Below are 26,014 nucleotides of genomic sequence, written 5' to 3'. Positions count from 1 at the left end.
AACCACTGATCCAAGGGATACGCGCCATGCAGTTCGGTTTGTCCGAAGAACAAGAAATGATCGTCTCAACGGTCCGCAGCTTTGTCGAAAACGAAATCTACCCGCATGAAGAGGCGGTCGAACGCAGCGGTACCGTCCCGCTCGAGTTGGGCAACGAGATCAAGCAGAAATGCATCGATCTGGGATTTTACGCCTGCAACTTCCCCGAGGAGGTTGGCGGCGCAGGGTTGTCTCATTTGGATTTCACCCTTGTTGAACGCGAGCTTGGTCGGGGCTCAATGGCGCTGACGCATTTTTTTGGCCGCCCTCAAAACATTTTGATGGCCTGCAACGAAGAACAACGCGAACGCTATCTGCTGCCCGCTGTGCGGGGTGAAAAGATGGACGCTTTAGCAATGACCGAACCGGATGCCGGGTCGGACGTCCGCGGAATGAAATGTCAGGCAGTGCGCGATGGGGGCGACTGGGTAGTCAACGGCTCGAAACACTTCATTTCTGGTGCGGAACACGCAGGTTTCTTCATTGTCTTCATCGCAACCGGCGTGGACGAAACCCCCAAAGGCCCCAAAAAGCGCATCACCACTTTCCTGGTTGATCGCGGCACCCCAGGGTTTGAAGTGCGCGAAGGGTACAACTCGGTCAGCCACAAGGGCTACAAGAACTATATCCTCTATTTCGACAATTGCCGTCTGCCCGATGCGCAGGTCCTGGGCAAAGTCGATGGCGGTTTTGCCGTCATGAACGAATGGCTCTACGCAACCCGCCTGACGGTTGCAGCGTTCTCGGTTGGGCGTGCGCGGCGCTGCTTTGACTATGCGCTGAACTATGCGGCCGAGCGCAAGCAGTTCGGCCAGCCTATCGGAAAGTTTCAGGGCGTCGGCTTCCAGATCGCAGATATGATCACCGAGATCGACGCTGCCGACTGGCTGACCCTTGCTGCCGCTTGGCGTCTTGACCAAAACCTGCCTTCGAACCGTGAGATTGCCTCGGCCAAGCTCTACGCTTCTGAAACGTTGGCGCGAGTGACGGATGCGACGCTGCAAATCTATGGCGGTATGGGCCTGATGGACGATTTCCCGATCGAACGGTTCTGGCGCGATGCGCGCGTTGAACGCATCTGGGACGGCACCAGTGAGATTCAGCGCCACATCATCAGCCGCGATCTTTTGCGTCCGCTGGGCGCCTGACCATGAACAAAGACCTGACTCGGCTTTTGCGCCCGAAAACCATCGCTGTCATTGGCGGTGGTGCCTGGTGCCAGCAGGTTATTCTGCAGTCTGAACGTATGGGCTATGCTGGTCAAATCTGGCCAGTGCATCCCAAAGCCAACGAGATCGCGGGTCACAAGGTCTATGGCCATATCGAAGACCTACCCGAAGCCCCGGATGCGGTGTTCATCGGCATCAACCGCCACGCAACGGTTGAGGCGGTTCACATTCTGTCCAGCATGGGCGCGGGTGGGGCGGTCTGTTTCGCCTCGGGCTTTTCCGAGGCCATCGCCGAGGATGACACTGGCGGGGATTTGCAGGATCAGCTGATCGTCGCAGCCGGTGACATGCCCATTCTTGGCCCGAATTGTTATGGGTATATCAACGCGCTGGACGGTGCGCTGTTGTGGCCGGATCAGCACGGGGCAACGCGGGTCCACAAGGGCGTGGCGATCCTGACCCAAAGTTCGAATATCTCGATCAACCTGACCATGCAAAAACGCGCGTTGCCGATTGCCTATATGGTGGCTTGCGGAAACATGGCGCAAACCAGTCAGGCGCAGATTGCTGCGGCCCTGATTGATGATCCGCGCGTGACGGCCGTGGGCCTGCACATCGAAGGCTTCAAGAATATCCGCGAGTGGGAGGCACTGGCCGCCAAGGCCTATGCAAAGGGTATTCCGCTGGTTGCCCTCAAGGTCGGTGCGTCGGAACAGGCGCAGGCCGCGACCGTTTCCCATACCGCGTCTCTTGCAGGCAGCGATGCAGGTGCGCAGGCGCTGCTGGACCGGCTGGGCATTCCGCGTCTTTCGTCGCTACCGGATTTTCTCGAAACATTGAAGCTGCTGCATTGCTACGGGCCGTTACCCGGCGGTAATATAGCGTCGATCAGCTGTTCAGGGGGCGAGGCGAGCCTGATTGCAGACATGGCGGTCGGCACGGGTTTGACTTTCCCACCTTTGAGCGATGATAAAAAGACCCGACTGCGCGATGCGCTCGGTCCTATGGTGGCGCTGAACAACCCTCTGGATTATCACACCTATATCTGGCGCGATGAACGTGCGATGTCGCAGGCATGGTCTGGTATGACTGGTGAGGATATCGATCTGACGTTTTCTATCGTCGATTATCCGACCACCGACGCCACAGATTGGACCTGTGCAACGCGGGCCGCCTTGCAGGTTCGTGCGGATACCGGCGCGCGGTTTTCAATTGTCGCTTCCTTGCCGGAGTTACTGCCTGAAGAAGTGGCGCAAGACCTGATGGCAGGCGGTGTTGTGCCTTTTATGGGTATCCGTGAAGCGCTTGCCGCCACGCGCGCGGCGGGTCAGGTCCGTGCCCCTTGTTTGCAGCCTGTTTTGCTGTCGGGCCGCGCCGAGGCATCCCGAACCCTTACCGAAGGTGTGTCGAAACAGGCGCTGGCCGAGTGCGGTTTGCGTATCCCTCAAAACCGCACAGTCAGTGGCGCAGATGAAATCAGCAAAGCGGTGCAGGATATGCGCGCCCCTTTTGCTGTGAAAGGCGTGGGTCTTGTGCACAAATCAGAACATGCCGCCGTTCGGCTGGGCATCCAGGCCGAAGACGTGGCCGATGTGGCAGCCGAAATCGGCACCGAAGCCATTTTGATAGAAGAGATGATCACCGGGACTGTTGCGGAACTTTTGGTTGGTGTTGTTCGTGATCCGGCGCATGGGTTTGTGCTGACCATTGGGGCAGGGGGAGTGCTGACCGAAGTCATGCGCGACACAGTTTCTCTGCTGGTACCCAGCGCGCCGGAAGACATCCGCACGGCTCTTGGCCAGCTGAAAATCGCACCTCTGCTTACTGGCTATCGCGGCCAATCAGGGGCTGATATGGATTCGATCATTACCGCAGTCGAGGCTGTTCAGGCCTATGTTCTGCAAAATGCCGACACGCTTGGCGAGGTCGAGATTAACCCTCTCCTCTGCACGCGGGATACTGCGGTTGCAGTGGACGCTCTGATAAGAAAGGCCTGAGAAATGGACCCGATCAAAACCCGCCGCGACGGAACGATCCTTGAGGTGACGCTGGATCGACCCAAGGCCAATGCCATTGACCTGGCCACCAGCCGCAGAATGGGCGAGGTTTTTGCCGAATTTCGGGACGACCCAGAGCTGCGCGTTGCCATTCTGACCGGCGCGGGCGAGAAATTCTTTTGCCCCGGCTGGGACCTGAAAGCTGCCGCCGATGGTGACGCGGTGGACGGGGACTATGGTGTCGGCGGCTTTGGCGGCCTGCAGGAACTGCGCGACCTGAACAAACCCGTTATCGCAGCCGTGAACGGCATCGCCTGTGGGGGCGGGCTGGAGCTGGCCTTGTCCGCGGACATGATCCTTGCTGCTGATCACGCCACATTTGCCTTACCGGAAATCCGTTCGGGCACTGTGGCCGATGCAGCCAGCGTCAAGTTGCCTAAACGCATTCCTTATCATATCGCAATGGAATTGCTTCTGACCGGACGTTGGTTCGATGCGGAAGAGGCCAATCGCTGGGGGCTGGTGAACGAGATCGTCGCTGCCGATCAACTCATGGACCGCGCGTGGGAGTTGGCGCGCCTTCTGGCTTCGGGGCCGCCATTGGTTTACGCAGCAATCAAGGAGATCGTGCGCGATGCAGAAGACACCAAGTTCCAGGATGCGATGAACCATATCACCAAACGCCAACTGCGCACCGTGGACGTGCTCTATGCCAGTGAGGATCAACTGGAAGGGGCCCGCGCCTTTGCCGAAAAACGCGACCCGGTTTGGAAAGGAAAATAAGCGAGTTGGCACCTTGCCCGGCGGTTTTGCCATTTACTGATCAGCGCTGCAGGTGCACATTAAGCCATGCCTTATTTTGAGCGAAAACCATATGTAGCCCCGGCGCGTGTCGTAAGCCCATTGGCATCGCAGCCGGACGCGCAACCGATTTCGGATGTCGCGCGCCGTGTACTTCAGACCGAACGCAGTAGCCAAAAACTGCTCGAAGGGCCTTTTACCTGCCGAAAGACCTGCCATCCCGGCGGCACAGCCACGATATTGCTGTCTTTTTCAGCGCCGGAAGGCACCGAAACGATTGATATGCAATTCGAACCGGGGGATCTGACCAATCCAAACGGGGATATTCTGCCCGCGAACCGCGTCAATGTCATTCCACCTGCAATCCAGCTTGATCCCGGTGAAGAAACGGATGTTGCCGTCGCTGTAACTGTTCCCGACTTGACAGAACCGGGCGCTTATCATGGCCGGATCGCCTGCACGGGGTCCGAGCAGACTTCGATCGTTGTGGTATTTGACATTGCGGGTGCTCAGACCTGACGGGTGACGAGGTAATCCATAAACTGTCCCAAGAATGCGCGTGGGGCGTCTTGGGTGCCTGCAAACACCTGCCCAAACTCTTGGCGGGCCGAAGCAAGCAAATCATTGGCCGCATCTTGTGCAAAGCGGATACTGCCATAGTGATCCATGCGCTCAAGCACCCAGGAAACATCTTGCGTCGACCGATTTTCGCGCGGGTTAGATAGCATCTCGGCCAACCGCTTTCGTTCCGGTTCATCCGCGTGCAGGCCGAGTTGCCCCAACATCAGCGTGCGCTTACCTTCATAGATATCGCCACCAATTTCCTTGCCGTATTTGTCCTGTGAACCAACGAGGTTCAGAACGTCATCCTGAATTTGAAACGCCGCGCCAAGAAAGAAACCAAACGCGTTGAAATCATCCAAATCCAGTGCGCCCGAGGCAACATCCTGCGGCCGCGCAATCAGTGCGCCGATCCGCATGGGGTGAATGAAGCTGTACCAGCAGGTCTTTTTCAGACACATCCGCAAATAGTCCGAGGCGTCCACGTTCAGCCGATTGTCGCGAATCCAACCCAGCTCCAACGCTTGTCCTTCGATGGACTGCTCTAGCAGATGGTCAAACTCGTCCACCACGCGCATGCCGGTCTCCAGCCCGAGCGACCCCAGATTTTGTCGCAACAACCGTAGGGCCAGCGCTTGCATCCCGTCGCCCGCGTTAATGGCCAAGGGTACCCCAAGCCGCCGGTGCATGCATGCCCGCCCACGCCGGAAATCGCTTTGATCTTCAATATCGTCGTGGATCAGGAAAGCATTGTGCAAAAGCTCCAGAACCGCCGCAGAGACATGCGCGTCCTCAGCGTTGCCTCCAAAAGCCTCGCAGGTGGCCAGCAAAAGCGCAGGCCGCAATCCCTTGCCTGAAGTTTCGATGTAATCTCGTATCGGGCCATAAAGATAAGCCTGAGGTTCACCAGTTGGCAAAAGGTTCAAAAGCGTTTCACGCGCGCGATCCCCGTAAGAGGTCAACTGTTTCAGAAACTCCTGCTGTGCCGCAGGGTCCAGATGCGCGGTGCCGGGTTTCAAAGGGTCAACCCTTCTGCGTGATGATCACGCGGGGTTTGCTGTCTCGCGCACCAGTAGAGGCAAGTCCAGTTGCGGCAGAGGCAAATGGTGCGTCCGTCACGGGCAGGGCTCTGGACAGAACATCAGACTGACCGCTGTCGCGACCCAGATCATAGGCTACATCTTCGGCCATCTCATCTCCGGGGATCGGAAGATCAGCGGTGGGCTCATAGCTGGCCATCAGGTCAAACAGTTCTTTCGGCGGGCAAATCATGCGTAGCGCTTCGGCAATGGCTGGATCCTCGATGATCCCGCCGGGCTTTGAGTACTCTGCCGTCGGTTCCCCAATGACCGCCAAGGGCCCGTCACCGCCGCGATCAACCCCGGTTGAATCCTGACCCATTTTCAAGGCGGCCTCGACCGCAACCGCGAACCTGTTGTCCCAAGGCAGGCCCGCCTGATAGCGAGCATAGTCATATGCGCGCAACGGTTTCAGGATATCAGGCTCGTGCAGATCCCAGATCTGGCAGGGTTCGGCACTTGATCCGCTGCGTTGAAGGATCGCATTGACCGCCCGGCGCGCAGCTTCATTCGCCCCTTCCATGGTGGCAAGGTCAGTGAAAGTGCGCACGTAGTCCGATGCCAAGAAGAAGTTCGGAATCAGCGTGGCCGCATCTGGCCGCAGCCGCCAACTGTTGATGCGGTTGACCAGCAGGGGTTCCACATTGCTTTGGCGTTTGGGGTCTTCGGGGTCCTGCACGATATCGGGGTCAAGGAACCAGTAGTGCATATCCTCGTCCCGCAGCACAGTCTCGCCATCCACATTGAGGCTGCGTTTGAGCTGTTCCCAAACCTCCATCGCAATCTCTTCCCGGCTGCAATTGCGCGCGGTCTTGCCGTTCAGGCCCGGCTTGTCCCATTCCGAGATGTCAATCGACAGCAGACCCTTAGTTTTGCCCTCGGCCCAGTTGTCAAAGTTGATCCCCGGCCAGAACTGCTTTTGAGATACGGCGGTCAAAGCCCACGGGCTGTCAATGAAAATGACATGACCGTTGGTCAGAGTGACCTCCTTGGTCAGATAGAACTGAATGCCGTTCATCCACTGCACGTCGTTTGCAAGCAGCGGTAGCTTGGCAAGCGCCGGATCGGCTGCCATCATTTCGGGCGTGAGAAGCGGCGCGATGCGCTCGATCGGCATGGCGCTGATGAACCAGTCGCCTGTGACTTTCTGCTCTTTGCCATCCTGTTCGACCGTCGCTCCGGTGATCCGCCCATTTTGGCATTCGATGCCAGTCACCTTGGAGTCGAACTTGTAAACGACCCCCTTGCTTTTGAGGTAATCCAGCCAGGGTTGAATCCAGACAAGGTTTGTGGGCCCGTTCAGCAACCTGTTGCATTGCGGTTCGGGGGTGGCGATGCCCAACTGCAACTGAACAGCGATGTCGCCCACGGTCTTGGTGCTGGCAGTTGTGGCTTTGGCCGCCACCAAAGACCTGGTCAGGCCAATAGCAAGAAATTTCTGATACGCTTCCGAACGGCCTTCTGCCCCGATGAAATCCCACCATCCGATCCGTTCGTATTCGTCAAACCGGCGTTCCTTGCACGACGTCGCAATCCGCCACATGCAGGCCACGAAGTGTTCCACATCTTCATATGCGATCTGGTCCCGTGGCGAGAGCGCGAAGGCAATCGTCTTGAATGCATCTGCCACGTCCTTGAGGGTGCGTGGAAATCGCTCGGGCACAATAATGCCGGGCTTGTCGAACTGGCTGACCAGAACCTGAGTGGTCGGCACCAGATTATCATAGCACGTGCCTTTGTCGTAATAAGGCGTGCGGGCCATCGTGTCGGTGATGTGCCGATAGAAGTTTGGGAAGAACCTGAACCCATGCTCGCCCGGCAACCATGGGCGCTTCACGCCGGGTGGATAGCTGGCCCCGTCCATCTCGGCCCATTTTTCCAGTGCCTTGATGTGCTTCGCCTTCGAACCGTGGTCGCCTTCGCCCTTCATGACAGGGATACTGCGCGCCTTGCCTCCGGGGATCATCTGGCGTTCGTGGATCTCAACCTCGAATCCGCGTTCAATCAGTTCGTGTGCGGCGCTCATGCCGGCCACGCCACCGCCAAGAATGACAACTTTTTCAGCCATCTGATGTTCCTTTCGCGGAATAGACGTCAAAGCGCAAAGTGATGTCCGACAGGCTGGCTTCGCCAATGCCAAAACCCTGTACCCGGTTCATCCAGCTGTAATTCGGGTTCGCCGTCAGGTAACGCGGCGCGAGCCGCACAGGGGCCGAGGCGGGCAGATTGCCCTTCAACAGTGCAGCATAGCCATCTGGGCCGAATTCACACACGCCGGTATCTTCAAACAGGATCGGCGCACCCCCGTCTGTTGGCTTGATCAGCGCCTTGGCATGAAGCAGCCCCACGCCGTCAGGGCGCACGCGCATCCAGTCGCCGCCAACCGGCTCGATCACCCCTTTCAGGTGCGGGCCTTCGACTGTTCCGCCTTCTTTGATCGCAAAATGCAGCCAGACTCCGTCTGGCGTCTCACCCGAGGGATGAAAGTCGCCGGTGAAGGGCACAGTGAATTTGGCGATATGCTCCAGAACCGGTGACTGCTGCGCTGGCTTTGGCTGCTGCACTGGTGCCGCATTCGGGGTAGTTTCGGGTCCCGGGTCATATTCGCGGCCCCTGGACGTCAAAACCGGACGCCAGTTGAAAGACTTGCCCTGCATTACGGATGGTAAGGCGGCCGCAAAGTGCTGAAGACCTGTTTTGGGGTCGCGGTGCAGGGGCCAGCCGCGAATGGCGCGCTCGGGACCGCCAGCTTGCGAACAAATCAGCCGCACGGTGTCATGAGGCGATACGGATGGTCCGGCCTCAATCAAAGCGCGTTTGTCACCAGCGGCGCTGATCGTTTCTGACCAGCGCAGGGTGACACCGCGGTCTGTAAACTCGCGCACGACCAGATCCTCGGTCAGCAGGTAAGGGTGTGGATTGCCTGTTCTTCCTTGATCCGCAGGCGGAATTTCTGTTGCACCCGGAACACGTGCTCGCCCTCTGCCGAGGTTTGCAGATATTTGACAGCGATTTCGGACGGCACAACGATTTCAACCGGCGCACCTTGCAGCGACACCAATGTCGCCTTGTTTGCAGGCAGGGTGCCCGAACGCAGCAAAGGACCATCCAAAAATGGCAGAATGCTGTCGCGCGGCAGTACCATCGAGTTTTCCATCGGCGTTGTCACCGCCTGAAACAACCCGTTGCCCATAACGCAGGCGTAGGGGCCGAGATATCCACGCGATTCCAGTTCGTTGATACCCGCAACCACCGCTTCGAAAACTTCTGGCCCGGTGCAGGATTTCTTCTTGGCAGATGACGAACCAGACGATTTCTCGCCCGCTTCCAGCAAGCCTTCATATTTGCCGCCGCCACTGACGGTATAGATCGGCGGCAACGAGGCCGGCGCGCCAGTGGTGGGTTTGGGGCCTTCGCCTGTGCCGGGTTGACCGTTGAAGATGATGTCATCTTCGACCCGGGCCACAATTGCAGCCGCACGGCGGAACATGATCATGGCTGCCGACAATTCGGGGTCGGCCACCTGCGCGCTTTTCAAGTAGACGTTTACTGAAACTGTGGTCAGGCGCGTGGTGTCAAAGTCGTTGACGCCGAGGCGTTTTGCTGTGCCGTTTTCGTTGTCGAGCAGCTCAAGCCGGTTCAGCGGGACCGATTGCGTGTCAGCAGGCAGCGGCCCGTACAGGGGCAGAAAACTTGCGGCCACCCGGGCGCGCAGCGCTTCGTCGTGGACAGCTTTGTTTACAGCGTTCCACTGGTCATCGCCCCAGTCCAATGCGTCGGTCATATCAAATCCCTCTTGGTTGTGCCGCCGTGAACGGCGAGTCACTTGCTTTTGTTCCATCTAAATCGTTCAGGTGATCCAGAAATTGTCTGGCGCGATCTTCTTGGACAACAGCGCCGATTTCGCTGGCCAACGTCAGCGCTTGTTCTGCTTCACGCCGGGCAGCGCCCAGCTGTCCGCGCGCGGCAAAGGCTTTGGCCCGTACTCGGTGGTATTCGGGCTTGTTCAACGTTTCCCCACGAGCCCATCCGGGGGTGCAGACCGCCTCAAGACGGTCCAGCGCCTTATCGATGTCACCGTGGTCGATCATGAGTTCTGATAGCACGATCTGGTTCTGCGGGAAGGTGAAGTTTCCGCCCGATTTGGAAATCAGATTCATGCGGGCTTCGATCTGTTCCGGTACATCTGCAAGGTCACCTTTTCCGGCACGAGCAAGGCCCATATAGATGTCCTGCATGGCGTGCAGATACAGGAACCCTTCTTCGTCCGCAATTTTGCGGGCTTCCTTCATCGTCAGATCCATTCGGTCCCATTCACCCGCATAAGGCAGGAACATGCAGCAGGCCCCCATGATGTAGACAAGGTTGGGTGCATGGTTCAGCGCTTTGCTAACTTCGATAGACTGCAGGCGCGCGGCTTCGGCGTCTTCGAACTTGCCCTGCTGCCACAACAGGCACCCCTGAATGGCCAGCAACGAGGCCAGGGTCGAGGATTGGGTCATCGGCATCATTGCCATGTCCAGCTCTGGTGTGATCAAGGCAAAGGCGCGATCAAGCTGGTGTTCACATTCGGCGAACTCGCCACGGAAATAATGGGTAAAGCTAAGGGCACGCGCCGTCAGAACGTTGGCGACCGGGTCCCCGGTCATCTCTGCCATTGCGTTCAGCGCCTGTCCCATCTCCATGGCGTGGTTCATTTGACCGGCGACGAAGAAATTGGTCCAGCGACAGAAGGTTGCCGCAAACAGCGTCTCTCCATCACCCAGAGCCTGGGCAAGTTCCATCGCTCGGGCTGCTGTTTCGCCGACCTGATCCGCAGACCAGCCATAAATCGCCATATAGGCGGGTAGTATGTTCATCTGTACCCGCAATTCGAACCCATCGCGTTCCGCAGTGGCCGGCATCGTCCCGAGATTGCGCAGTGCAGCCCGAAACGCCGAGATCGCAGGAAGGTTTGCCAGTCGGGACAGGGCCTGTTCACCAGCTGTAAACCAGTGGGTGACGGCCTCGTTCTTTAGCCCACCCAAATCGCAGTGATGCGCGATGGTATCCGGGGCAGGGCTGCCAAAAGCCTTGTGCCCGTCCAGCAGGGCCTTGGCGATTTTCAAGTGCAGTTTCTGGCGGTCGTCCCTCAGCAACGAGTTATAGGCGGTATCCTGAACCAGTGCGTGGTTGAATGTATAGGTGGCCGATCCTTCATCGCTGGTGGCTAGCAAAACTCCGGCCGCTATCAGTTGCAGCAATGCACGGTCGACATCCATATCAGCCTGCGCGACTGCTTTTATCATGTGGGCGGTAAAGCTGCGCCCGATAACCGACCCCAACTGCGCAACCGGTTTGGCGTTCTCCATCCGGTCAAGGCGAGACATCAACGAATCCTGAAGCGTGGATGGCACGCTCAGCGCGTCAAGCACCTCAGCATTGATCGGTGCGTCGGCGGGCAATTGGTCCAAAACCGCTTTGGTCATTTCTTCAATATAAAGCGGCACCCCATCCGCTTTCTCGATGATTTGCCGGATCAGAATAACCGGCAGGCTGTAAGGCTCGGCCACGCGGCGGACCAACTCGGACGCCTCGGTGCGCGCCAGCGGCGAAAGATCAACGCTCGCGGCCTTGTCCTGAAAATGCTGGGGCGGCTCGTATTCAGGCCGGTGTGACAAAACCACCAGAACCGGAAAACCGGTCAGATTGGCCGCAAGCGCCTCAAGCAAATCAAGCGTAGTTGCATCGGCCCAGTGAACATCCTCTATCACCAACAGCAACGTGCCGCGCCTGTCGCATATGCTGCCAAGGCTGCGCAGCAATACATCCATGGATTTGCGTGCTTTCTTTAGCGGATCCGGATCAGCAGGTGCGCCGGAGTTGATCCCCGCCAACTCCAGCAGGACGGGCAAGTCTGTGTCGTTTACGCGTGAGGCGGATTGAACAAATCCGGATATCGCGGCTTGGATATTTTCTTCCGACTGGTCGCCCGATACACGCCGAAGCTCGCTGACAACGGGGTGCAAGGGAAGGCTGGCCAAATGCGGCGTACACTGCAACGTAAGGGGCCTGACCCCGATTGTTTCCGACAACGACTTGATCAGACGTGATTTGCCGATTCCCGCTGCGCCGCCGACAAGGGCCATTCGACCGGCCCCTTCCTGCGCTTCAGACCAAAGCTGAGTCAGAGCCGACAGGTCATCGTTGCGAGCCACAAGCTTCACAGCAAACCGTCCGGTCCGGGCGTCAAAGCGGCTGGTGGATACTGTCTCTTTCAATACGCAATAGACTTCGCGCTGATTTTCGAAGCCCTTGAGGTCGTGACTGCCGCGCGGTTCGAACTCGAACGTGCCTTGTGTAAGGCGCATGGTCTCTGACGATACGATCACTTCACCTGGTTCGGCCAAGCCCTGTAACCGAGACGCCAGATTCGCGGTCTCACCAACCAGAAACTCCTCGGATCCCAGGCTCTTTGAGGACACGACGCCCACAACGACCATGCCTGTCGCGATTCCCGCGCGCAGATTAAGTTTTTCGCCGAACGCGTTTTCGAGGTTCTGTACCGCCTCAATGGTCTCCAGAACCGCGCGTACAGCGCGCTCTGCATCGTCTTCCATGGCTTTGGGGTAACCAAAATAAACCATGATGCCATCGCCCTGACGATAGGCCAAATGACAGCCATGCTGTTTCAAAGTGCCGATCGCTGTATCCAGGTACAGATTCATAATCTGCATCAGGTCTTCGGGGTCGTACCGCTGCGCCAGCTGGGTTGAGCCGACAAGATCGCAAAAAACAAGGGTAAGCTGCCTGCGCTCAGCCTCGGACCGTACGCCGTCCCGGACTGACGTGTCTTTGCTTCTCAGTTCTGCTTGTGCTCTGCGGAACCGTTTTCTTTCACCAACGCTTAACCCAAGGTCGCGTAGTTCCGGGTCTGTCAAGTCGTCCAGAATATGGTCGTCCACGCCTTCTTGCTGGAACATCGAAAGATGATCCTTCAGACCGGCCAGATTAAGAACTTTGGAAATACGTTTTGCCTCAAGGACTCGCGTCATTGTTCTGCGATCCCGCTCATATTTCTCCCCTCATCGCTCCAGACTTTATATATTGTATTTGTATAGGCAAAAATAGAGCCGAAATAATTTTGAATCCACATTACGCGACGACGTATTCGTTAACGAGTTATCTTGTTTGAAGAAATCCTGTTGAAGTTTCAACACGCTTTTGCTGCCTTTACCTGGGAATAGTGAGTCATGGTATCAAAGTGATATTGGAAAAGGGGGGGATCCCGTTCCACAGCTTCGTTTTTGCTGCTCAGCTTGCCAATTTAAATCGGTTAAGAAGTGAATTGCCGCAACCCAATGACAAAGAACGAGGCCGCGTGTTGAATTAGAACGCCACGAGGTACTCAACCCCGACAGCTTTCAAGGCCAACAGGATCGCTGATTGACAAATACCCGGCCCTCGCTCAATGCGGTAGGGATGATCACAAGTCTGAATTCACGGAGCGCGGCCCCCAAAATGCCCAATCTCACCCAGCTGGCCAAAAAACATGGTACCGACAAGGGACTGACGGATCTGGCTCATGGTTACACGCGGCTGTACGAGCTTCTGTTTCACCCGCTTCGGGACAAGCCTATTCGGCTGCTAGAAATGGGGTTGTTGCGCGGTGGCCCCGAGGTGCGGGGGCGTCAGGCAGACCGTGAAACGGATCGCGTTCCATCGGTTGATATGTGGCTGGAGTATTTCGAACATGCTCATGTCACGGGCCTGGATATCTCGGACTTTTCCTGGCGCAAGGGGCCCAGGTTTGATTTCGTCCAATGCGATATGGACAAGCGTGGGAACATCAAAGCTGCTGCGGCCCAATTTGAACAGCCCTTTGATGTGATCATAGACGACGCTTCGCACGCCTCGCATCATCAGCAATTCGCGCTTTTGGAGATGTGGTCAAAACTCAAGGATGGCGGGATTTACATTATCGAGGACCTTCACTGGCAACCGGGCACGTTTGAAAACCCGGATTTTCCCAAGACCGGCGATCTGTTCCATGACTTCCAGCGCACCCGCAGGTTTGCCCACTCTGATCAGGAGATCGAGCGCGACCTGAATGCACTTGCGGATGAAATCGGATTTGCCTTCGTTTTTCCTGACAAGTTCAAGCGACGCGGCGCACCCAAAATCCTGGCGATGCAAAAAGTACTTGGTCAATATGATTGATAGCCCATCGCCCTCGATACCTTTCGGCCCATTTTTGCGTTCAAGTTTTGACCCGCAGGATTGTGTCGGATGACCAGCGACAAAAAAATGGCTGTCGTGCTGTGCACGGACGAAAACCAGATTTGGCAGGCGGCCTATGCGCTGGTGCGGTCTTTCGTGCTCGACACGACCAACGAGATTCAGCATTACCTTTACGTTTCGGCTCAGGTCGATCCGCGGTTGGAAACTCTGTTTTCAAGATATTTCAGGATCGTCTATTGCTTGGACGGCATTGTCCCGCCCGAAAAATTCCAATCGCATGGTTACGTGTCCCAAGCGACTTTACTCAGGCTGAAAGCAATCGGCGATCTGTCTCATTTGCACGAATTTGTACTGTATCTCGACAATGACATTGTACAGCGTTGGGGGTCGCCGTCAGACCTGATGCAGTTGCAGGGTTTTGAACAACCCATTGCGGCCGTGGCTGATAACACCCGCTGGACGCAGGGCCGGTTCTGGAAAAACGCAGACTTCAATTTGTTGCCTGCGGGCGCGCAGCAAAGGTACTTCAATGCCGGTATGCTGTTCGTCAACAGCAGGGCTTTGATTGCGGAAAACATCTTTGAAAAGGCACTTGATGCGTTGACGGGTGCGCGTGATCCTCTGCCTCTGGCCGATCAAAGCGCACTTAACATTGCTGTGGACGGAAACTGGCTGGAGTTGTCGCCATCGTGGAATTGGCAGCACTCATACCTGCCGGGCAAGATCATAGCTTTGCTGAACCCCCGTTATGTTCACTTTACAGGACCAGTCAAACCCTGGGCCAACACGACCCGCGAAATAGAAGAGATCTATACCCTGTCCCTTTTGGCTTTTCTAAAGCACTTCAGACTTGATGATGTGCACAATGAAATCGCGGCCGAGAATTTTCCGAAGAAACGCCTGACGCACTATATGAAAAGAACGCATGGTATTTCGGAGAATACGTTGTCCAGATACGACAAAAGTTTGCCCTACTTTTCAGACGGCACTTTTGCCGACCGCCAATCCGGCATTCTTGCTTTTGGGGCGGATGCCGACAGGCAGGATTACCCGTTTCCTGAACTGTTTAACTTCCTTGGATTGAACCCAGATTGAGCCTTAAGGTCTATCCGCGCGTGTCGGTCCCGCCGGGGTTGGCGGAACCGGATCTGTATCAGGCCGTAGAACCCTTGAGTCGAATGGCCGTGCCCAAGCTGCCTGCGCAGACACCGACCACGACGGCGATGATAAGCTCTAAACCTTCGACTTGCGCGAATTGAAAGCCAGCAAAAACCAGCGTTTCGAATATACCGACTGCGCCACCCAATGCCGCACCCAGCCACAGCTTGCGGGTCATCATGCCAAGGGCCAGCCCCAGAATGCCGGGCAGGCTTAGGATGTTGCCGCCGATGGTTCCCAGTATCTCTAGCATCTCCGCTCCCTCATCAATTCGAGCTGTTGTTCAGGAAGTCGCGGATATCGTCACCCGACGCGGCTGCGTGTTCTTGCAGAACCTCACCTTCCAGCGCCTCTGTTACCTTCTCATATGTTTCCAGATAGTTAGGTGGCAGGCTGTGCGCGATACCCTGGTGGCAATCGATGCAGGTCATGCCTGTATCGATAGCGCGCTGGTGTTCCGACGCGGCGCGGGTTTCCTGAATGGTAAAGTCCATATAGTCGAAGTTGTGACAGTTGCGGCATTCGCGGCTGTCCGACGCCTTCATTTTCTTCCAAACGGCGGACGCCATCGCCAGACGGTGATCCTCGTACTTCTCCGGAGTGCTGATAGTACCGGCCAGCTCGTGATAGACGTCTTTCACCGCCATGATCTTGGCTTTGATCTTATGGTTCCACTCATCCGGCACGTGGCAGTCAGAGCAGATCGCGCGGACACCGGAGTGATTGTTGTAGTGGATGGTTTCGCGGTATTCGCCCAGGTTGGTTTCCATCGTGTGGCACGAAACACAGAACTCTTCGGTATTTGTCAGTTCCAGCGTCCAGTGAAATCCACCCCAGAACAGGATACCTGCCAGAAAGCCGGCCAGGATCAGAAAACCCGAGCTGAACATCACTGCAGGGGTCCAGATCGCGTTCCACAGGCGACCCAGCATGCCGCGTTTTTCAGGGGAGTCTGCCATGTTGGTGCTCCTTTCAATCTTGCGTTGGATCAGTTGCCGGTGGAGGGCTGGAACACGTTTTCGACCAGCGGTGGCGCGTCAGCTTGTGGGACGTGGCACTGGTTGCAGAAATACCGGGTTCCAGCAACCTGATCCAATTCGCGACCTTCGCGGTCGAGATAGTGGGTCATCGAAAGTGTCGGCGCGTTGCGTTCACCGGCTTTGGACCAGTCATGGCAGGACAGGCATTGATTGGTTCGCACATCGATCTGGTACTGCTCGATCGAGTGTGGAATCAAAGGCGGCTGCTGACGATAGTTGCGCTGCATACGCCCTTCCACTGTTTTGTGTATTTGATCCAGAGGGATCGGCTCGTCGACTTCCGCACCCCGCAGGGTTTCGACCTGAGCGGATTGGGCAAGGGCCCATCCGCTCAGCAATAATACGGGTAGAAGGGCAATTCCGCCTGTAACGATTGATTTTTTCATCTTGGCACTCCCCTAGATAGGTCTGGCGGCGCGCGGCTCAGGCGCGGCAACTGGATCGGAAGGTTGGACGAGGTGGTCGTCGAACCGGTGAGTAAAGTTAAAGACGTCGACTGCGCAGACATCGATGCAGCGTCCGCAGTTTGTGCAGTCGGGTGACAGGATTACTGGTGTACTGCCCGGCTGGCCCTTCAGCGCGGGTGAGATTACCTGATTTTCCGGACAGACCGCATAGCAATCCATGCAGTCGTCACAGGCGACCCGATTGGCGGCGCTGACCCGCAGCAGGCTTTTTGTACCGATCAGACCATAGAACGCTCCAACCGGGCATAGATGGCCGCACCAGCCATGGCGTGAGACCACTAAATCAAAGATAAAGATCGCCGCAATCATGGCCCACACAAAGCCCATGCCGAAAACAAGTCCGCGATGTAGCATGGTGATTGGATTGATCAGTTCCCACGCGATCACACCGCTCAGGCCCGACACAAGCAGGACTGTCACCACAATCCACAGGCGCGTGGCGCGCTTGGGTTGCCAGCCTTTTGGCAAGTCCAGCTTTCGATGCACCCAGTTCGCAGCATCGGTCACAGGGTTGATGGGGCAGACCCAGGAACAATAGACCCTTCCACCTATCAGTGCATAAGCGGCTAGGACGATCAGCCCGCCAATCAACGCAGTCATCTCGGGCCAATGACCCGCAATGAAGCTCTGTAACAGGATAAACGGGTCAGTAAGAGGCAATACACCCAGAGTCAGCGATCCTGCCAGATTACCCTCGACAATCCAGATGCCGAACCATGGGCCCAGCAGAAACAGGCCCAGAAAGAACAGCTGACTTGCGCGGCGCAGCAGCAGATAGCGATGCGCGCCGATCCAGCCTTTGCTCTGGATGGCCTCTTGACCCACAGGCATATGTGTGCGGGCACTCATTGTCCGACCCCCGGCAGTTCATACCCGGGTGCAAATCCGCCCGGCGCGACCAGGTTGTCGGTGCCAGGTCCCGGCAAGCGGTCGGGCAAGTCAATGATCCCTTCGACCACCGGCGCGCCCTTAGCAGCCTTTTCTTCCCAGCCTTTGCGGTAGTGTTCTGCCGAACGACCACGCGCCAGCCGTGCTGGCAGAACCTTGATGGCTGCTTCAGGCAGAACACAGCTTTTCTCGCACATCCCACAGCCGGTGCAGCGATCGGAATGGACGGTTGGAATGAACAGCGCGTGATGACCGGAACGCGTGTTGTGCTCGGTCTCCAGCGTGATCGCTTCGTCTATGACGGGGCAGACGCGATAACAGACATCGCAGCGCAGGCCGAGGAAGTTCAGGCAGTTCTCCTGATCGACCAGTACCGCTACGCCCATCTTGGCGTCGTCGATATTGTCCAGCTCTGGGTCTAACGCCCCAGTTGGGCATGCGGCGACACAGGGAACGTCGTCGCACATTTCGCAGGGAATATCCCGAGCAGTGAAATACGGTGTCCCTGTTGCCACCGCATCCGATCCAAGCTCGGCCAGTTTCAAGGTATCATAAGGGCAATCGCGCACACACAGACCGCAGCGGATGCAGGCCGACAGAAACTCCTTTTCCGGCAAGGCGCCGGGTGGGCGCAAAGCCTCGGCCGGCAGGGCGCGGGCGTCGCGGGCCAGATAGGCCAGCACCGACCCGGCGACCACACAGCCGCCCGCCGCCCGCGCCGAGTCCTGCAGGAACCGGCGCCGCTGCGGCGAAAGGGGTTTGTCGACAAGAGACATGCGGAATTACCCTTGCAATCCTTGCTGGTTACGCGCGTTCGACCTTACAGGCGCACTTCTTGAAGTCGGTCTCTTTTGACAGTGGGCAGGTTGCATCCAGCGTCAGTTTGTTGGTCAGCTGGTGTTCATCGAACCAGGGCATGAAGACCAGACCACGCGGCACCTTGTTCCGACCTCGCGTCTCGACCCGGCTAGTGACCTCGCCGCGGCGAGTGGACAGAACGATTTCCTGCCCCCGACGCAAACCGCGATCCTTGGCGTCCTGCGGGTGCATGTAGACGACTGCCGACGGATACGCGCGGTGCAGTTCCGGCACGCGTCGCGTCATGGAACCAGAGTGCCAGTGCTCCAACACGCGGCCCGTTGACAACCACAGATCATATTCCTCATCGGGCGCTTCGGCGGCAGGTTCGTAAGGCGCGAAGATGATATTAGCTTTGCCATCTTTCTTGCCGTAGAACTTCACTCCAGCGCCTTCGGGCACATAGGGGTCATAGCCTTCACGGAAACGGTACAATGTCTCCTTGCCGTCAACGACCGGCCAGCGCAGACCGCGGGCCTGATGGTACGTGTCGAACGGAGCCAAATCGTGCGCGTGGCCGCGACCGAACTGGGCATATTCCTCGAACAAACCTTTCTGGACGTAATAGCCAAAATGCTCGGCATCGTCGTTGTGGAAGCCTTCGGCGGTTTCGGACAGCGGGAACTGGTCAACGCTGCCATTTGCAAACAAGACATCATACATGGTCTTACCACGATGCTCGGGCATGGTTGCCAGCAGTTCTTCGCCCCAGACTTCTTCGACAGTGAAGCGTTTTGAGAATTCCATGACCTGCCACAGGTCAGATTTGGCCTCACCGGGCGCCTGAACCTGCTGCCGCCAGAACTGCGTGCGACGCTCGGCGTTGCCATAAGCCCCTTCTTTCTCGACCCACATCGCGGTGGGCAGGATCAAGTCGGCAGAGACCGCAGTCACCGTAGGATAAGGATCGGACACGGTAATGAAGTTTTCCGGGTTACGATAGCCGGGATAGCCTTCCTCATTGATGTTGGGCGCGGCCTGCATGTTGTTGTTGCACTGCACCCAGTAGGCGTTCAGGTCGCCATCCTTCAGCTTGCGGTGTTGCAAGACAGCGTGGAAGCCAGGCTTGGCCGGAATAGTTCCGGCGGGCACGTTCCAGGCGGTTTCGCAGATCTCGCGGTGCTTGTCGTTCATCACAACCATGTCGGCGGGCAGACGGTGGGCAAAGGTGCCAACCTCACGCGCCGTACCACAGGCTGACGGCTGACCGGTCAGCGAGAAGGGTGAGTTGCCGGGCTCCGAGATCTTGCCGACCAGCAGGTGAACGTTGTACATCAGCGAGTTCACCCAGGACCCACGGGTATGCTGGTTGAAGCCCATGGTCCACAGGCTCATCACCTTACGGGTCGGATCCGCATATTGCTGGGCAAGTTTTTCCAGCTTGTCCGCCGGAACGCCGGACAGCTCAGAGACGTATTCCAAGGTATAGGGCGCGACGGCCTCGGCATATTCTTCGAAGCTGATCGGTTCCATCTTGCCAACATTTGGGTTGGCAGCCTCTTGCTGCAACGGGTGATTGTCGCGAAGACCATAGCCAATGTCGGTTGCGGTCTTGGTGATGTTGACGTGGTTTCTGACGAAATATTCATTCACCGCGCCGGTCTGGATGATGTAGTTGGCGATATAGTTCAGGATCGCCAGGTCGGTTTGAGGCGCAAAGACCATGCCATTGTCGGCCAGTTCGAACGAACGATGTTCGAAGGTCGACAGCACGTGCACCTCGCAGCCCGGTTTGGTCAAACGCGTGTCGGTCAGGCGCGACCACAAGATCGGGTGCATCTCGGCCATGTTCGACCCCCACAGCACAAAAGTGTCCGCGTGCTCTAGGTCGTCATAGCAGCCCATCGGTTCGTCGATGCCGAAGGTGCGGATAAAACCTACCACGGCCGAGGCCATGCAGTGCCGTGCGTTCGGGTCGATGTTGTTCGAACGGAAGCCTGCCTTCATCATCTTGGCGGCGGCGTAGCCTTCCCAAACAGTCCACTGACCAGAGCCGAACATGCCTACGCTGGTCGGGCCTTTCTTGGCCAGAGCCTCTTTCCATTTGGCGGCCATGACGTCAAAGGCCTCGTCCCAGCTAACCGGCTCAAACTCACCGTTCTTGTCGTATTCGCCGTTGGTTTTGCGCAGCAGTGGGGTGGTCAGACGGTCCTTGCCATACATGATCTTGGACAGGAAATAACCTTTGATGCAGTTCAGGCCCCGGTTCACAGGCGCGTCCGGGTCCCCTTGGGTGGCAACGACGCGGCCATCTTTGGTGCCAACCAGAACCGAGCAGCCGGTGCCGCAGAACCGGCAAGCGGCTTTGTCCCAGCGAATATCGGGCGCACCGGTCTGAGCGTTGGCCTGACCGGCAGCCATAGGAATACCGGCAGCTGAGGCCGTTGCGGCAGCGGCTGACGCTTTAAGGAAAGTGCGGCGGGATTCAGAAACAGTCATTGCATGGGCCTCCTGCTGGTCGGTTGGCTTTGGGCATTGGATTGCGGAGGAGCCTCCGCGAGATCTTCGAAATGGTGATAGGTCAGCGACAGTGAGATCACGCCGGGGATTTGATGCAGATCCATAATGGTTTCCGAAGCCAGCCGGTCGGCGGTATCTTCGACAACCACCACAAATCGGCCATCCTCGGCTTCGGCATGAAGCTCGACGCCTTGGGTGCCGGTCATCGCCGCGCGCGCGGCGTCGGTGTGATCGGGGGCGATGTGGACGAGACAGCCACAGATATTCATAAAGTCACCTCCGGGTGTTGTGGGGTGGGGCGGTGCATCGCGATGGCCCCGGCGGGGCACGCGGCGGAACAACTGCCGCATCCGATGCAGATTTCGGTATCAAGCGCAGGTTCCGCGCGTCCGCCCAGCTGCAAGCGAAAGCGGATGGCGTCCTGTTCGCAATTGTCCTGACACAAGCGGCAGCTGACCCCGTTCATCGACAGGCAGGTTGAAGCTTCGATTTGCGCGCGCCACGGCCACTCGGCGACAAGTTCTGGCAAGAGCGCTGGTGTTGGGCAAATGTCAGCACATTCACCACAAAGGGTGCAGCCGCCCACGGAAAGGTCGAGAACCGGAAAACCACCGTCGTCGAAAGTGATGACGTCTTCGGGGCAGGCTCCGGCGCAATCCTCGCAACGCGAGCACAGATCGGCAAAGTCCGACACGGCCGCGCCCGGCGGTCGGATCGCGTTGCGATCTTCCCGTAGGATGCGCGCGCTCAGAAAAGCGCGTCTGCTCGTCATCTGGCTCATTGCTGGCGACTCGAAGTTGGACAGTTTAGTTCGCGTGTTTGTTGTCATAGCCGTGCAGCCGGGGACGCGATTTGACTTAAGTCATATTTCTTCAGAAATTTTATTGATCACTTTGAGACTTGAGGGGCGCTTTTCATGCGTTCAACTCGATACGAGCGTCCGGAAACTGCCGCACAATTTCGCTTGCTTGCCGGTATGGGGCGGCACAAAGGGCGGTCGACAATCCATCCGCCAGAGTTGCGTCAGGGGCGGAAATCGAAACCGTCCTGCTGTCGCGTGCTGGCCCGTTTGGCGTGATGATGTGGCCAAGCCCAGGGCTCAGTTGTGAGCCCAAGGACGACGATGTAGCAACTGCGCGGTTCTGCAATGTAATGTGCTTCAACACCCTTTGGTCTGGTGAGGCGATACCGACATTCCATGGCGCGCCATCGCCCCGCGATCCCAAAGCGGCGATCTCACCCATATTCACCAGAACATCACGCAAACCAAAGTTGCGGAGAAGGGCTGCAATCCGATCGGTAATCGCGCCCTGCGCAATGCCGTTCAACGTGAGCGCTGATTGACCCGGCACCGGAAGGTGCACCGCCGAAACGTCAAAAGAGACCTTTTCCCAGCCGATTAGCCGCTGAACTTCAAGCAAATTCTCAGGGTGTGTCTCTGTCGCCAAAGCAGCCCAAAGCGGCTGTATGCTTGGATCAAACGCACCGTCCGATGCCCGGTGCAACACTGTGCAGAGGCTTAACACGTTCAACAACTCAGGAGCCGGAGCGTTCAGTGTACCGCGCCTGTTTAATTGGGAGAGCTGCGAGTCAGGGCGGTACAGGCTGAAGATATCCTCTAACCGCGCTATCTCGGCTTCTACAGCGCCAATGATTGGGGCTGCGTCTGTATCCGATAGCCCGACCAATCGCAGACTTGCGGCAGCACCAAGCGCAGTTCCGTTCCACCGTGCATCCGAGGCCCACGCTGGGCCAGTCATGGAACATACAGCTGAGATGAACAAAAAACGACGGCGAGACAAGGCTTTCATACGGGTGTCTCCAGCGGTAGATCAAGATCAACAGGACCAAGCACTTCGGAATCCGGGATGTCCGGCAGGCTCATCGCCGCGCCGCCGTAAACACTGATGAAGGATTCGGCGTCTGCAGGATCGGCAAACGGCACCACTTCGCGCGCCCCCATGCCTCCGGCGACATTGGCACCAACAACAAAGGTCGCGCCATCCGCCGCGATCCAGTTTGAAGTTCCCGGCTGACGCCAGCTTGGCGCGACGCCCATATCGCTGACATAGACAGCCGTGATATCTGCATCTCGTTCGGGGCTTTTGAGGTATGCCACCATGTCACGCACCTGCGCAAAAAACAGTGGCGCGGGATAGCCTTCTAGATGGATCTGACCCTTAGGACCGCCATGCTCGGCAATGTTCATCTGGCAGAAATAGCTCAGCGCGTCTGGTGTCAGATCAACCGGATCGGGGACTTCGGCAATTTCTTCCTTGCAAGCCGCCAGTGCGACCAGCGCTATCAGGGCGAGATGTTTCATGGCTCAACCCTCCGGAACGCCAGCCGCGCAAGCGTGAAGGCCAGCACGGGCCAGATCAACAATGAGGCAGGTGCGGCCCAAACTGGTAAAGCCTGCGCAGCACCTGTCATGCCGGAGGCCATGGCGACGCCCTCGGTTGCGGCGATGTTCCACAGCCGGAACGCGTCAGCCGGGTTGGCCACCATCACCCATGGAAAGACGGATTGGGTGAAGCTGCCGCCCTTGTCCATGACGACGGCCCCCAACAGGCCCAGATCATAGAGGACGACAAAGACCAGCCAGAGCCCGGCCGACAGACCCGCCGCCGCCGTGGCCCCCTTTGCCAGGGCGGACAGCAGGTATCCCAGCGCCAGAAAGACAGCGCCCAGCAGGATGGATGTGAGGATGAGGCGGACCAGCGCCACCAGGCTCTCCGGTCCCGCGCCGCCAAAGAATGCGGCCACTGCGCCAGCGGTGCCAAAACCGACGGTCATGGCGAAGGCCAATGCAGCCAGATGGGCGGTGAACTTGCCCAGCAGGATCTCTCCGCGCCCTGCTGGATAGGACAGCAGCAGGGACAGGCTGCCCCGGTCCACGTCGCCCGCAATGGCGTCGAAGGAAATCATCAGTGCCAGCAAGGGGGCAAGATAGACCGACAGGGTGGTCATAGACGCGACCGAGACGGTCAGCATGTCGACACCCAGAGTGCCGGTGGGTGCGCTGCCTGCGAAAGTCAGGGCCAAAGCGAACAGCACCATGATCAGTGTGGCGACCAGAAGCCAGCGGTTGCGGCGCAGGATCAGCATCTCGGTGCGGGTGATGGCGAGGAAACGGGTCATTGCAGTTCCTCCTGTGCGTAGTGACGATAGAGGTCTTCCAGTTTCGGCGGCGTCATCTCGACATCCGCCACCGCGTCGCCCATGCCAGCGATACGGCGCAGGGCTTCCATCTTGTCTGCCGGACTACAGAGCAATTCCACCGACGCGCCGTTGATGCGGCTGCCGCCCAGTTCGGCGGCCAGTGCATCGGCATTGGCACTGGCGCGCACCTTCAGGCGGATCGGAAGACCGGCCAGCGCCGACAGGTTGTTCAGCGTATCGTCAGCCACCATCCGGCCTTTGCGCATGATGGCGATGCGATCCGTGCGGGCCTCGACCTCGGTCAACGCATGGGATGCGATCAACACGGCGGTGCCTTGGGCAGACAACTCGTCGATGATGGCATAAAGATCCTGCCGGGAAATCGGGTCCAGCCCGCTTGTCGGCTCATCTAACAGCGCCACTTTCGGCTGGCCCAGAAGCACCTGCGCCAGACCCAGACGTTGTCGCATCCCTTTGGAATAGGCTCCGATCCGGCGGTCGAGAGCATCGCTCAGGCCGACGCGTTCCAGCAGACCGGGCACATCGGCCCTCGCACCGGACAGTTTCGCGAACAGAGTCAATTGCTCGCGGCCGGTCAAAGCGGGGTGGAACGACACTGCTTCGGGCAGATACGCCGTCTCGCGCCGCGCTTGCGCGCTGCCGGGTGTGGCATCTCCGATCCGAATGGCCCCGCCTTGGATCCGCGTCAGGCCGAGGATGGATTTGATCAGGGTCGACTTGCCCGCGCCGTTATGGCCCAGCAGCGCAACGCGTTGACCGGGGGCTAGAGACAGGGTGATATCGTCAAGAACGCGGGTTTTCCCTCGGTCCTTGAGAACATGGTCAATCGTCAGGGCCTTATCCGTCATGAGGCACCTTTTTCATAGCTGGGGGTTCAGGGGCTTGCATCAGCGGATTGCTGTCCATCACACCCCCCGGCAACAGCGCCGGGAAGGCCGATTGCGACCAGCGCACCAGCTGCACGGCGGGTGAGCCGAGCAACAATTTGGCTGCGGGTTGGGTCCACAGCACATGGTCCATCGAGTCGTTGGGGCGATAGGGGGCGTCGGCAATGCCGTTGCCATCCACGTCATAGGCGGCGAAATCGGACCAGTAATTTCCACGCCCGTCTTCAGACCACTCGACCCACTTGGTCGAGACGTATTTCACCTGCGTCCGGTTGCCGACAAAGGCATTGCCAACGATCCGGTTGCGTTCGCTGCCAGCGGTAAAGTGGATGCCGATGCCGCATCCCTGGAACCAGTTGTCAGTGAATTCGTTCTTGTTCGAGTTATAGAGGAAGGTGCATTTCTCTTTCGCGCCTTTCACAACGTTGCCGGTGATTACGCTCTTGTTTGCATAGTTCAGCATCACGCCATGTTCGCGGTCGCCGATCGAAACATTGTTGGCCACGGTCACATTGGTCGTGAACATCACCGCGTAGCCCAGATCATTACCGATCGAGACATTGTCGCTGACCACGGAATTATCCGCATACATGTAATGCACGGCAAAACGCAGGTCGCGGAACAGGTTGCCGGTAAAGGTGTTCTTCTTGGACGAGTTCACAAAGATCCCGTCGCGGCCATAGCGAATGTCGTTGTCTTCAACCCGCGCACCCGGCGCATTCCAGACATAGACGCCATTGCCACGGTCGTTCATGCGCTGATCTTGCCGTCCTTCGATCCGGTTGCGCCGGACGAGGCTGTCTTTCGCGCCGTGGATGTCGATGCCATAGAGATTGCCCAGCAAGACATTATCCTCGACCACCGGCGCGTATGCCGTCTTGGTCAGTTGGATACCGCTGTCGATCCCGTCATGGTCCGAGCCCGAGCCGATCACCGTCAGCCCGCGCACCGTCACGCCCGGCCCGGTCACGGTGATGACGCTGCCTTCTCCCTGTCCGTCGATCGTGGCCTGTCCCAGCCCGTCGATCGTGACGGGCCGGTCCAGAACCAGCGTTTCAGTGTAAACACCGGGGCGCAGGCGGAGGGTGTCTCCATCCGCCGCCCGTGCCAGTATCTCGTTGATGGCCCCCGCCCGGTTGGGCACATCCCAATCCGCCGCCCAAAGGGGCGAGCCGAGCAGGAGCGGTATGAGCAGGGACCAACGCAT

General features: G+C 58.0%; 24 protein-coding genes. 6 read left to right on the top strand and 18 right to left on the bottom strand.

What is annotated here, in order from left to right:
* Window positions 1-26 precede the first annotated feature (26 nt).
* From AC2FNU_RS03175 to AC2FNU_RS03160, 4 genes are all read left to right on the top strand, one after another.
* Window positions 27-1,187 carry an acyl-CoA dehydrogenase family protein gene (locus AC2FNU_RS03175; protein WP_496784679.1) on the top strand — a complete coding sequence of 387 codons (1,161 nt, stop codon included), beginning with the start codon at window positions 27-29 and terminating at the stop codon, window positions 1,185-1,187.
* Window positions 1,188-1,189: 2 nt separating this feature from the next.
* Window positions 1,190-3,205: an acetate--CoA ligase family protein gene (locus AC2FNU_RS03170; protein ID WP_496784678.1), complete on the top strand. Its 2,016-nt coding sequence runs from the start codon at window positions 1,190-1,192 to the stop codon at window positions 3,203-3,205.
* Between the two features lie 3 nt (window positions 3,206-3,208).
* On the top strand, window positions 3,209-3,988 hold the full coding sequence (locus tag AC2FNU_RS03165; protein ID WP_496784677.1) for a carnitinyl-CoA dehydratase: 780 nt from the start codon (window positions 3,209-3,211) through the stop codon (window positions 3,986-3,988).
* A 66-nt stretch (window positions 3,989-4,054) separates the two neighbouring features.
* Window positions 4,055-4,525, top strand: a complete 471-nt coding sequence (locus AC2FNU_RS03160) for a hypothetical protein (protein WP_496784676.1) — start codon at window positions 4,055-4,057, stop codon at window positions 4,523-4,525.
* Here AC2FNU_RS03160 and AC2FNU_RS03155 read toward each other — a convergent pair.
* The 5 genes from AC2FNU_RS03155 to AC2FNU_RS03135 are packed head-to-tail and all read right to left on the bottom strand — an operon-like array spanning window position 4,516 to window position 12,680.
* Window positions 4,516-5,586, bottom strand: a complete 1,071-nt coding sequence (locus tag AC2FNU_RS03155) for a polyprenyl synthetase family protein (RefSeq protein ID WP_496784675.1) — start codon at window positions 5,584-5,586, stop codon at window positions 4,516-4,518. The two genes, AC2FNU_RS03160 and AC2FNU_RS03155, sit on opposite strands and share 10 nt — an antisense overlap.
* 4 nt (window positions 5,587-5,590) lie before the next feature.
* Window positions 5,591-7,714, bottom strand: a complete 2,124-nt coding sequence (locus tag AC2FNU_RS03150) for a hydroxysqualene dehydroxylase (RefSeq protein ID WP_496784674.1) — start codon at window positions 7,712-7,714, stop codon at window positions 5,591-5,593.
* Window positions 7,707-8,531, bottom strand: a complete 825-nt coding sequence (locus tag AC2FNU_RS03145; protein WP_496784673.1) for a DUF3237 domain-containing protein — start codon at window positions 8,529-8,531, stop codon at window positions 7,707-7,709. The genes AC2FNU_RS03150 and AC2FNU_RS03145 overlap by 8 nt, the downstream gene beginning before the upstream one ends.
* A 14-nt stretch (window positions 8,532-8,545) precedes the next feature.
* Complete coding sequence (locus AC2FNU_RS03140) at window positions 8,546-9,430, bottom strand: encapsulin (RefSeq protein ID WP_496784672.1); 885 nt, start codon at window positions 9,428-9,430, stop codon at window positions 8,546-8,548.
* Window position 9,431: 1 nt separating this feature from the next.
* Window positions 9,432-12,680 carry an adenylate/guanylate cyclase domain-containing protein gene (locus tag AC2FNU_RS03135; RefSeq protein WP_496784671.1) on the bottom strand — a complete coding sequence of 1,083 codons (3,249 nt, stop codon included), beginning with the start codon at window positions 12,678-12,680 and terminating at the stop codon, window positions 9,432-9,434.
* A 466-nt stretch (window positions 12,681-13,146) separates the two neighbouring features.
* Between AC2FNU_RS03135 and AC2FNU_RS03130 the strand changes: the two genes are divergently transcribed.
* Entirely contained in the window at window positions 13,147-13,845 is a 699-nt protein-coding gene (locus tag AC2FNU_RS03130; protein WP_496784670.1) for a class I SAM-dependent methyltransferase, read from the top strand.
* Window positions 13,846-13,914: 69 nt separating this feature from the next.
* Entirely contained in the window at window positions 13,915-14,961 is a 1,047-nt protein-coding gene (locus AC2FNU_RS03125) for a glycosyltransferase family 8 protein (RefSeq protein ID WP_496784669.1), read from the top strand.
* A 58-nt stretch (window positions 14,962-15,019) separates the two neighbouring features.
* Here the strand turns inward: AC2FNU_RS03125 and AC2FNU_RS03120 are convergent, their stop codons facing one another.
* The 13 genes from AC2FNU_RS03120 to AC2FNU_RS03060 all read right to left on the bottom strand — a co-directional run bounded on the left by AC2FNU_RS03120 (window position 15,020) and on the right by AC2FNU_RS03060 (window position 26,014).
* Window positions 15,020-15,277, bottom strand: a complete 258-nt coding sequence (locus AC2FNU_RS03120; RefSeq protein ID WP_496784668.1) for a hypothetical protein — start codon at window positions 15,275-15,277, stop codon at window positions 15,020-15,022.
* A gap of 13 nt (window positions 15,278-15,290) precedes the next feature.
* The gene (locus tag AC2FNU_RS03115; protein WP_496784667.1) at window positions 15,291-15,983 is read right to left on the bottom strand and encodes a NapC/NirT family cytochrome c; all 693 of its coding nucleotides are present in this window, start codon (window positions 15,981-15,983) and stop codon (window positions 15,291-15,293) included.
* 29 nt (window positions 15,984-16,012) lie between these two features.
* Window positions 16,013-16,450: a nitrate reductase cytochrome c-type subunit gene (locus AC2FNU_RS03110; protein WP_496784666.1), complete on the bottom strand. Its 438-nt coding sequence runs from the start codon at window positions 16,448-16,450 to the stop codon at window positions 16,013-16,015.
* A 12-nt stretch (window positions 16,451-16,462) separates the two neighbouring features.
* Complete coding sequence (napH, locus tag AC2FNU_RS03105; protein ID WP_496784665.1) at window positions 16,463-17,380, bottom strand: quinol dehydrogenase ferredoxin subunit NapH; 918 nt, start codon at window positions 17,378-17,380, stop codon at window positions 16,463-16,465.
* The gene (gene napG / locus AC2FNU_RS03100) at window positions 17,377-18,195 is read right to left on the bottom strand and encodes a ferredoxin-type protein NapG (protein ID WP_496784664.1); all 819 of its coding nucleotides are present in this window, start codon (window positions 18,193-18,195) and stop codon (window positions 17,377-17,379) included. Before napG ends, napH begins: the two co-directional genes overlap by 4 nt.
* Before the next feature lie 28 nt (window positions 18,196-18,223).
* The gene (napA, locus tag AC2FNU_RS03095; RefSeq protein ID WP_496784663.1) at window positions 18,224-20,716 is read right to left on the bottom strand and encodes a nitrate reductase catalytic subunit NapA; all 2,493 of its coding nucleotides are present in this window, start codon (window positions 20,714-20,716) and stop codon (window positions 18,224-18,226) included.
* On the bottom strand, window positions 20,713-21,006 hold the full coding sequence (locus AC2FNU_RS03090; protein WP_496784662.1) for a chaperone NapD: 294 nt from the start codon (window positions 21,004-21,006) through the stop codon (window positions 20,713-20,715). Before AC2FNU_RS03090 ends, napA begins: the two co-directional genes overlap by 4 nt.
* Window positions 21,003-21,518, bottom strand: coding sequence for a ferredoxin-type protein NapF (gene napF / locus AC2FNU_RS03085; protein ID WP_496784661.1), 516 nt, complete (start codon window positions 21,516-21,518; stop codon window positions 21,003-21,005). The genes AC2FNU_RS03090 and napF overlap by 4 nt, the downstream gene beginning before the upstream one ends.
* A gap of 133 nt (window positions 21,519-21,651) precedes the next feature.
* Window positions 21,652-22,548: an FAD:protein FMN transferase gene (locus AC2FNU_RS03080; protein WP_496784660.1), complete on the bottom strand. Its 897-nt coding sequence runs from the start codon at window positions 22,546-22,548 to the stop codon at window positions 21,652-21,654.
* Window positions 22,545-23,060, bottom strand: coding sequence for a nitrous oxide reductase accessory protein NosL (locus AC2FNU_RS03075; RefSeq protein ID WP_496784659.1), 516 nt, complete (start codon window positions 23,058-23,060; stop codon window positions 22,545-22,547). Before AC2FNU_RS03075 ends, AC2FNU_RS03080 begins: the two co-directional genes overlap by 4 nt.
* Window positions 23,057-23,878 (bottom strand): ABC transporter permease, encoded by an 822-nt coding sequence (locus AC2FNU_RS03070; protein ID WP_496784658.1) that lies wholly within the window; start codon window positions 23,876-23,878, stop codon window positions 23,057-23,059. Before AC2FNU_RS03070 ends, AC2FNU_RS03075 begins: the two co-directional genes overlap by 4 nt.
* Window positions 23,875-24,768: an ABC transporter ATP-binding protein gene (locus AC2FNU_RS03065; RefSeq protein WP_496784657.1), complete on the bottom strand. Its 894-nt coding sequence runs from the start codon at window positions 24,766-24,768 to the stop codon at window positions 23,875-23,877. The genes AC2FNU_RS03070 and AC2FNU_RS03065 overlap by 4 nt, the downstream gene beginning before the upstream one ends.
* Window positions 24,758-26,014 carry a nitrous oxide reductase family maturation protein NosD gene (locus AC2FNU_RS03060; RefSeq protein ID WP_496784656.1) on the bottom strand — a complete coding sequence of 419 codons (1,257 nt, stop codon included), beginning with the start codon at window positions 26,012-26,014 and terminating at the stop codon, window positions 24,758-24,760. The genes AC2FNU_RS03065 and AC2FNU_RS03060 overlap by 11 nt, the downstream gene beginning before the upstream one ends.

It is taken from the genome of Ruegeria sp. BHSB064 (assembly GCF_059613205.1).
The sequence above is the reverse complement of the archived record's forward strand: the minus strand, read 5'-3'. Positions and strand labels throughout refer to the sequence as shown.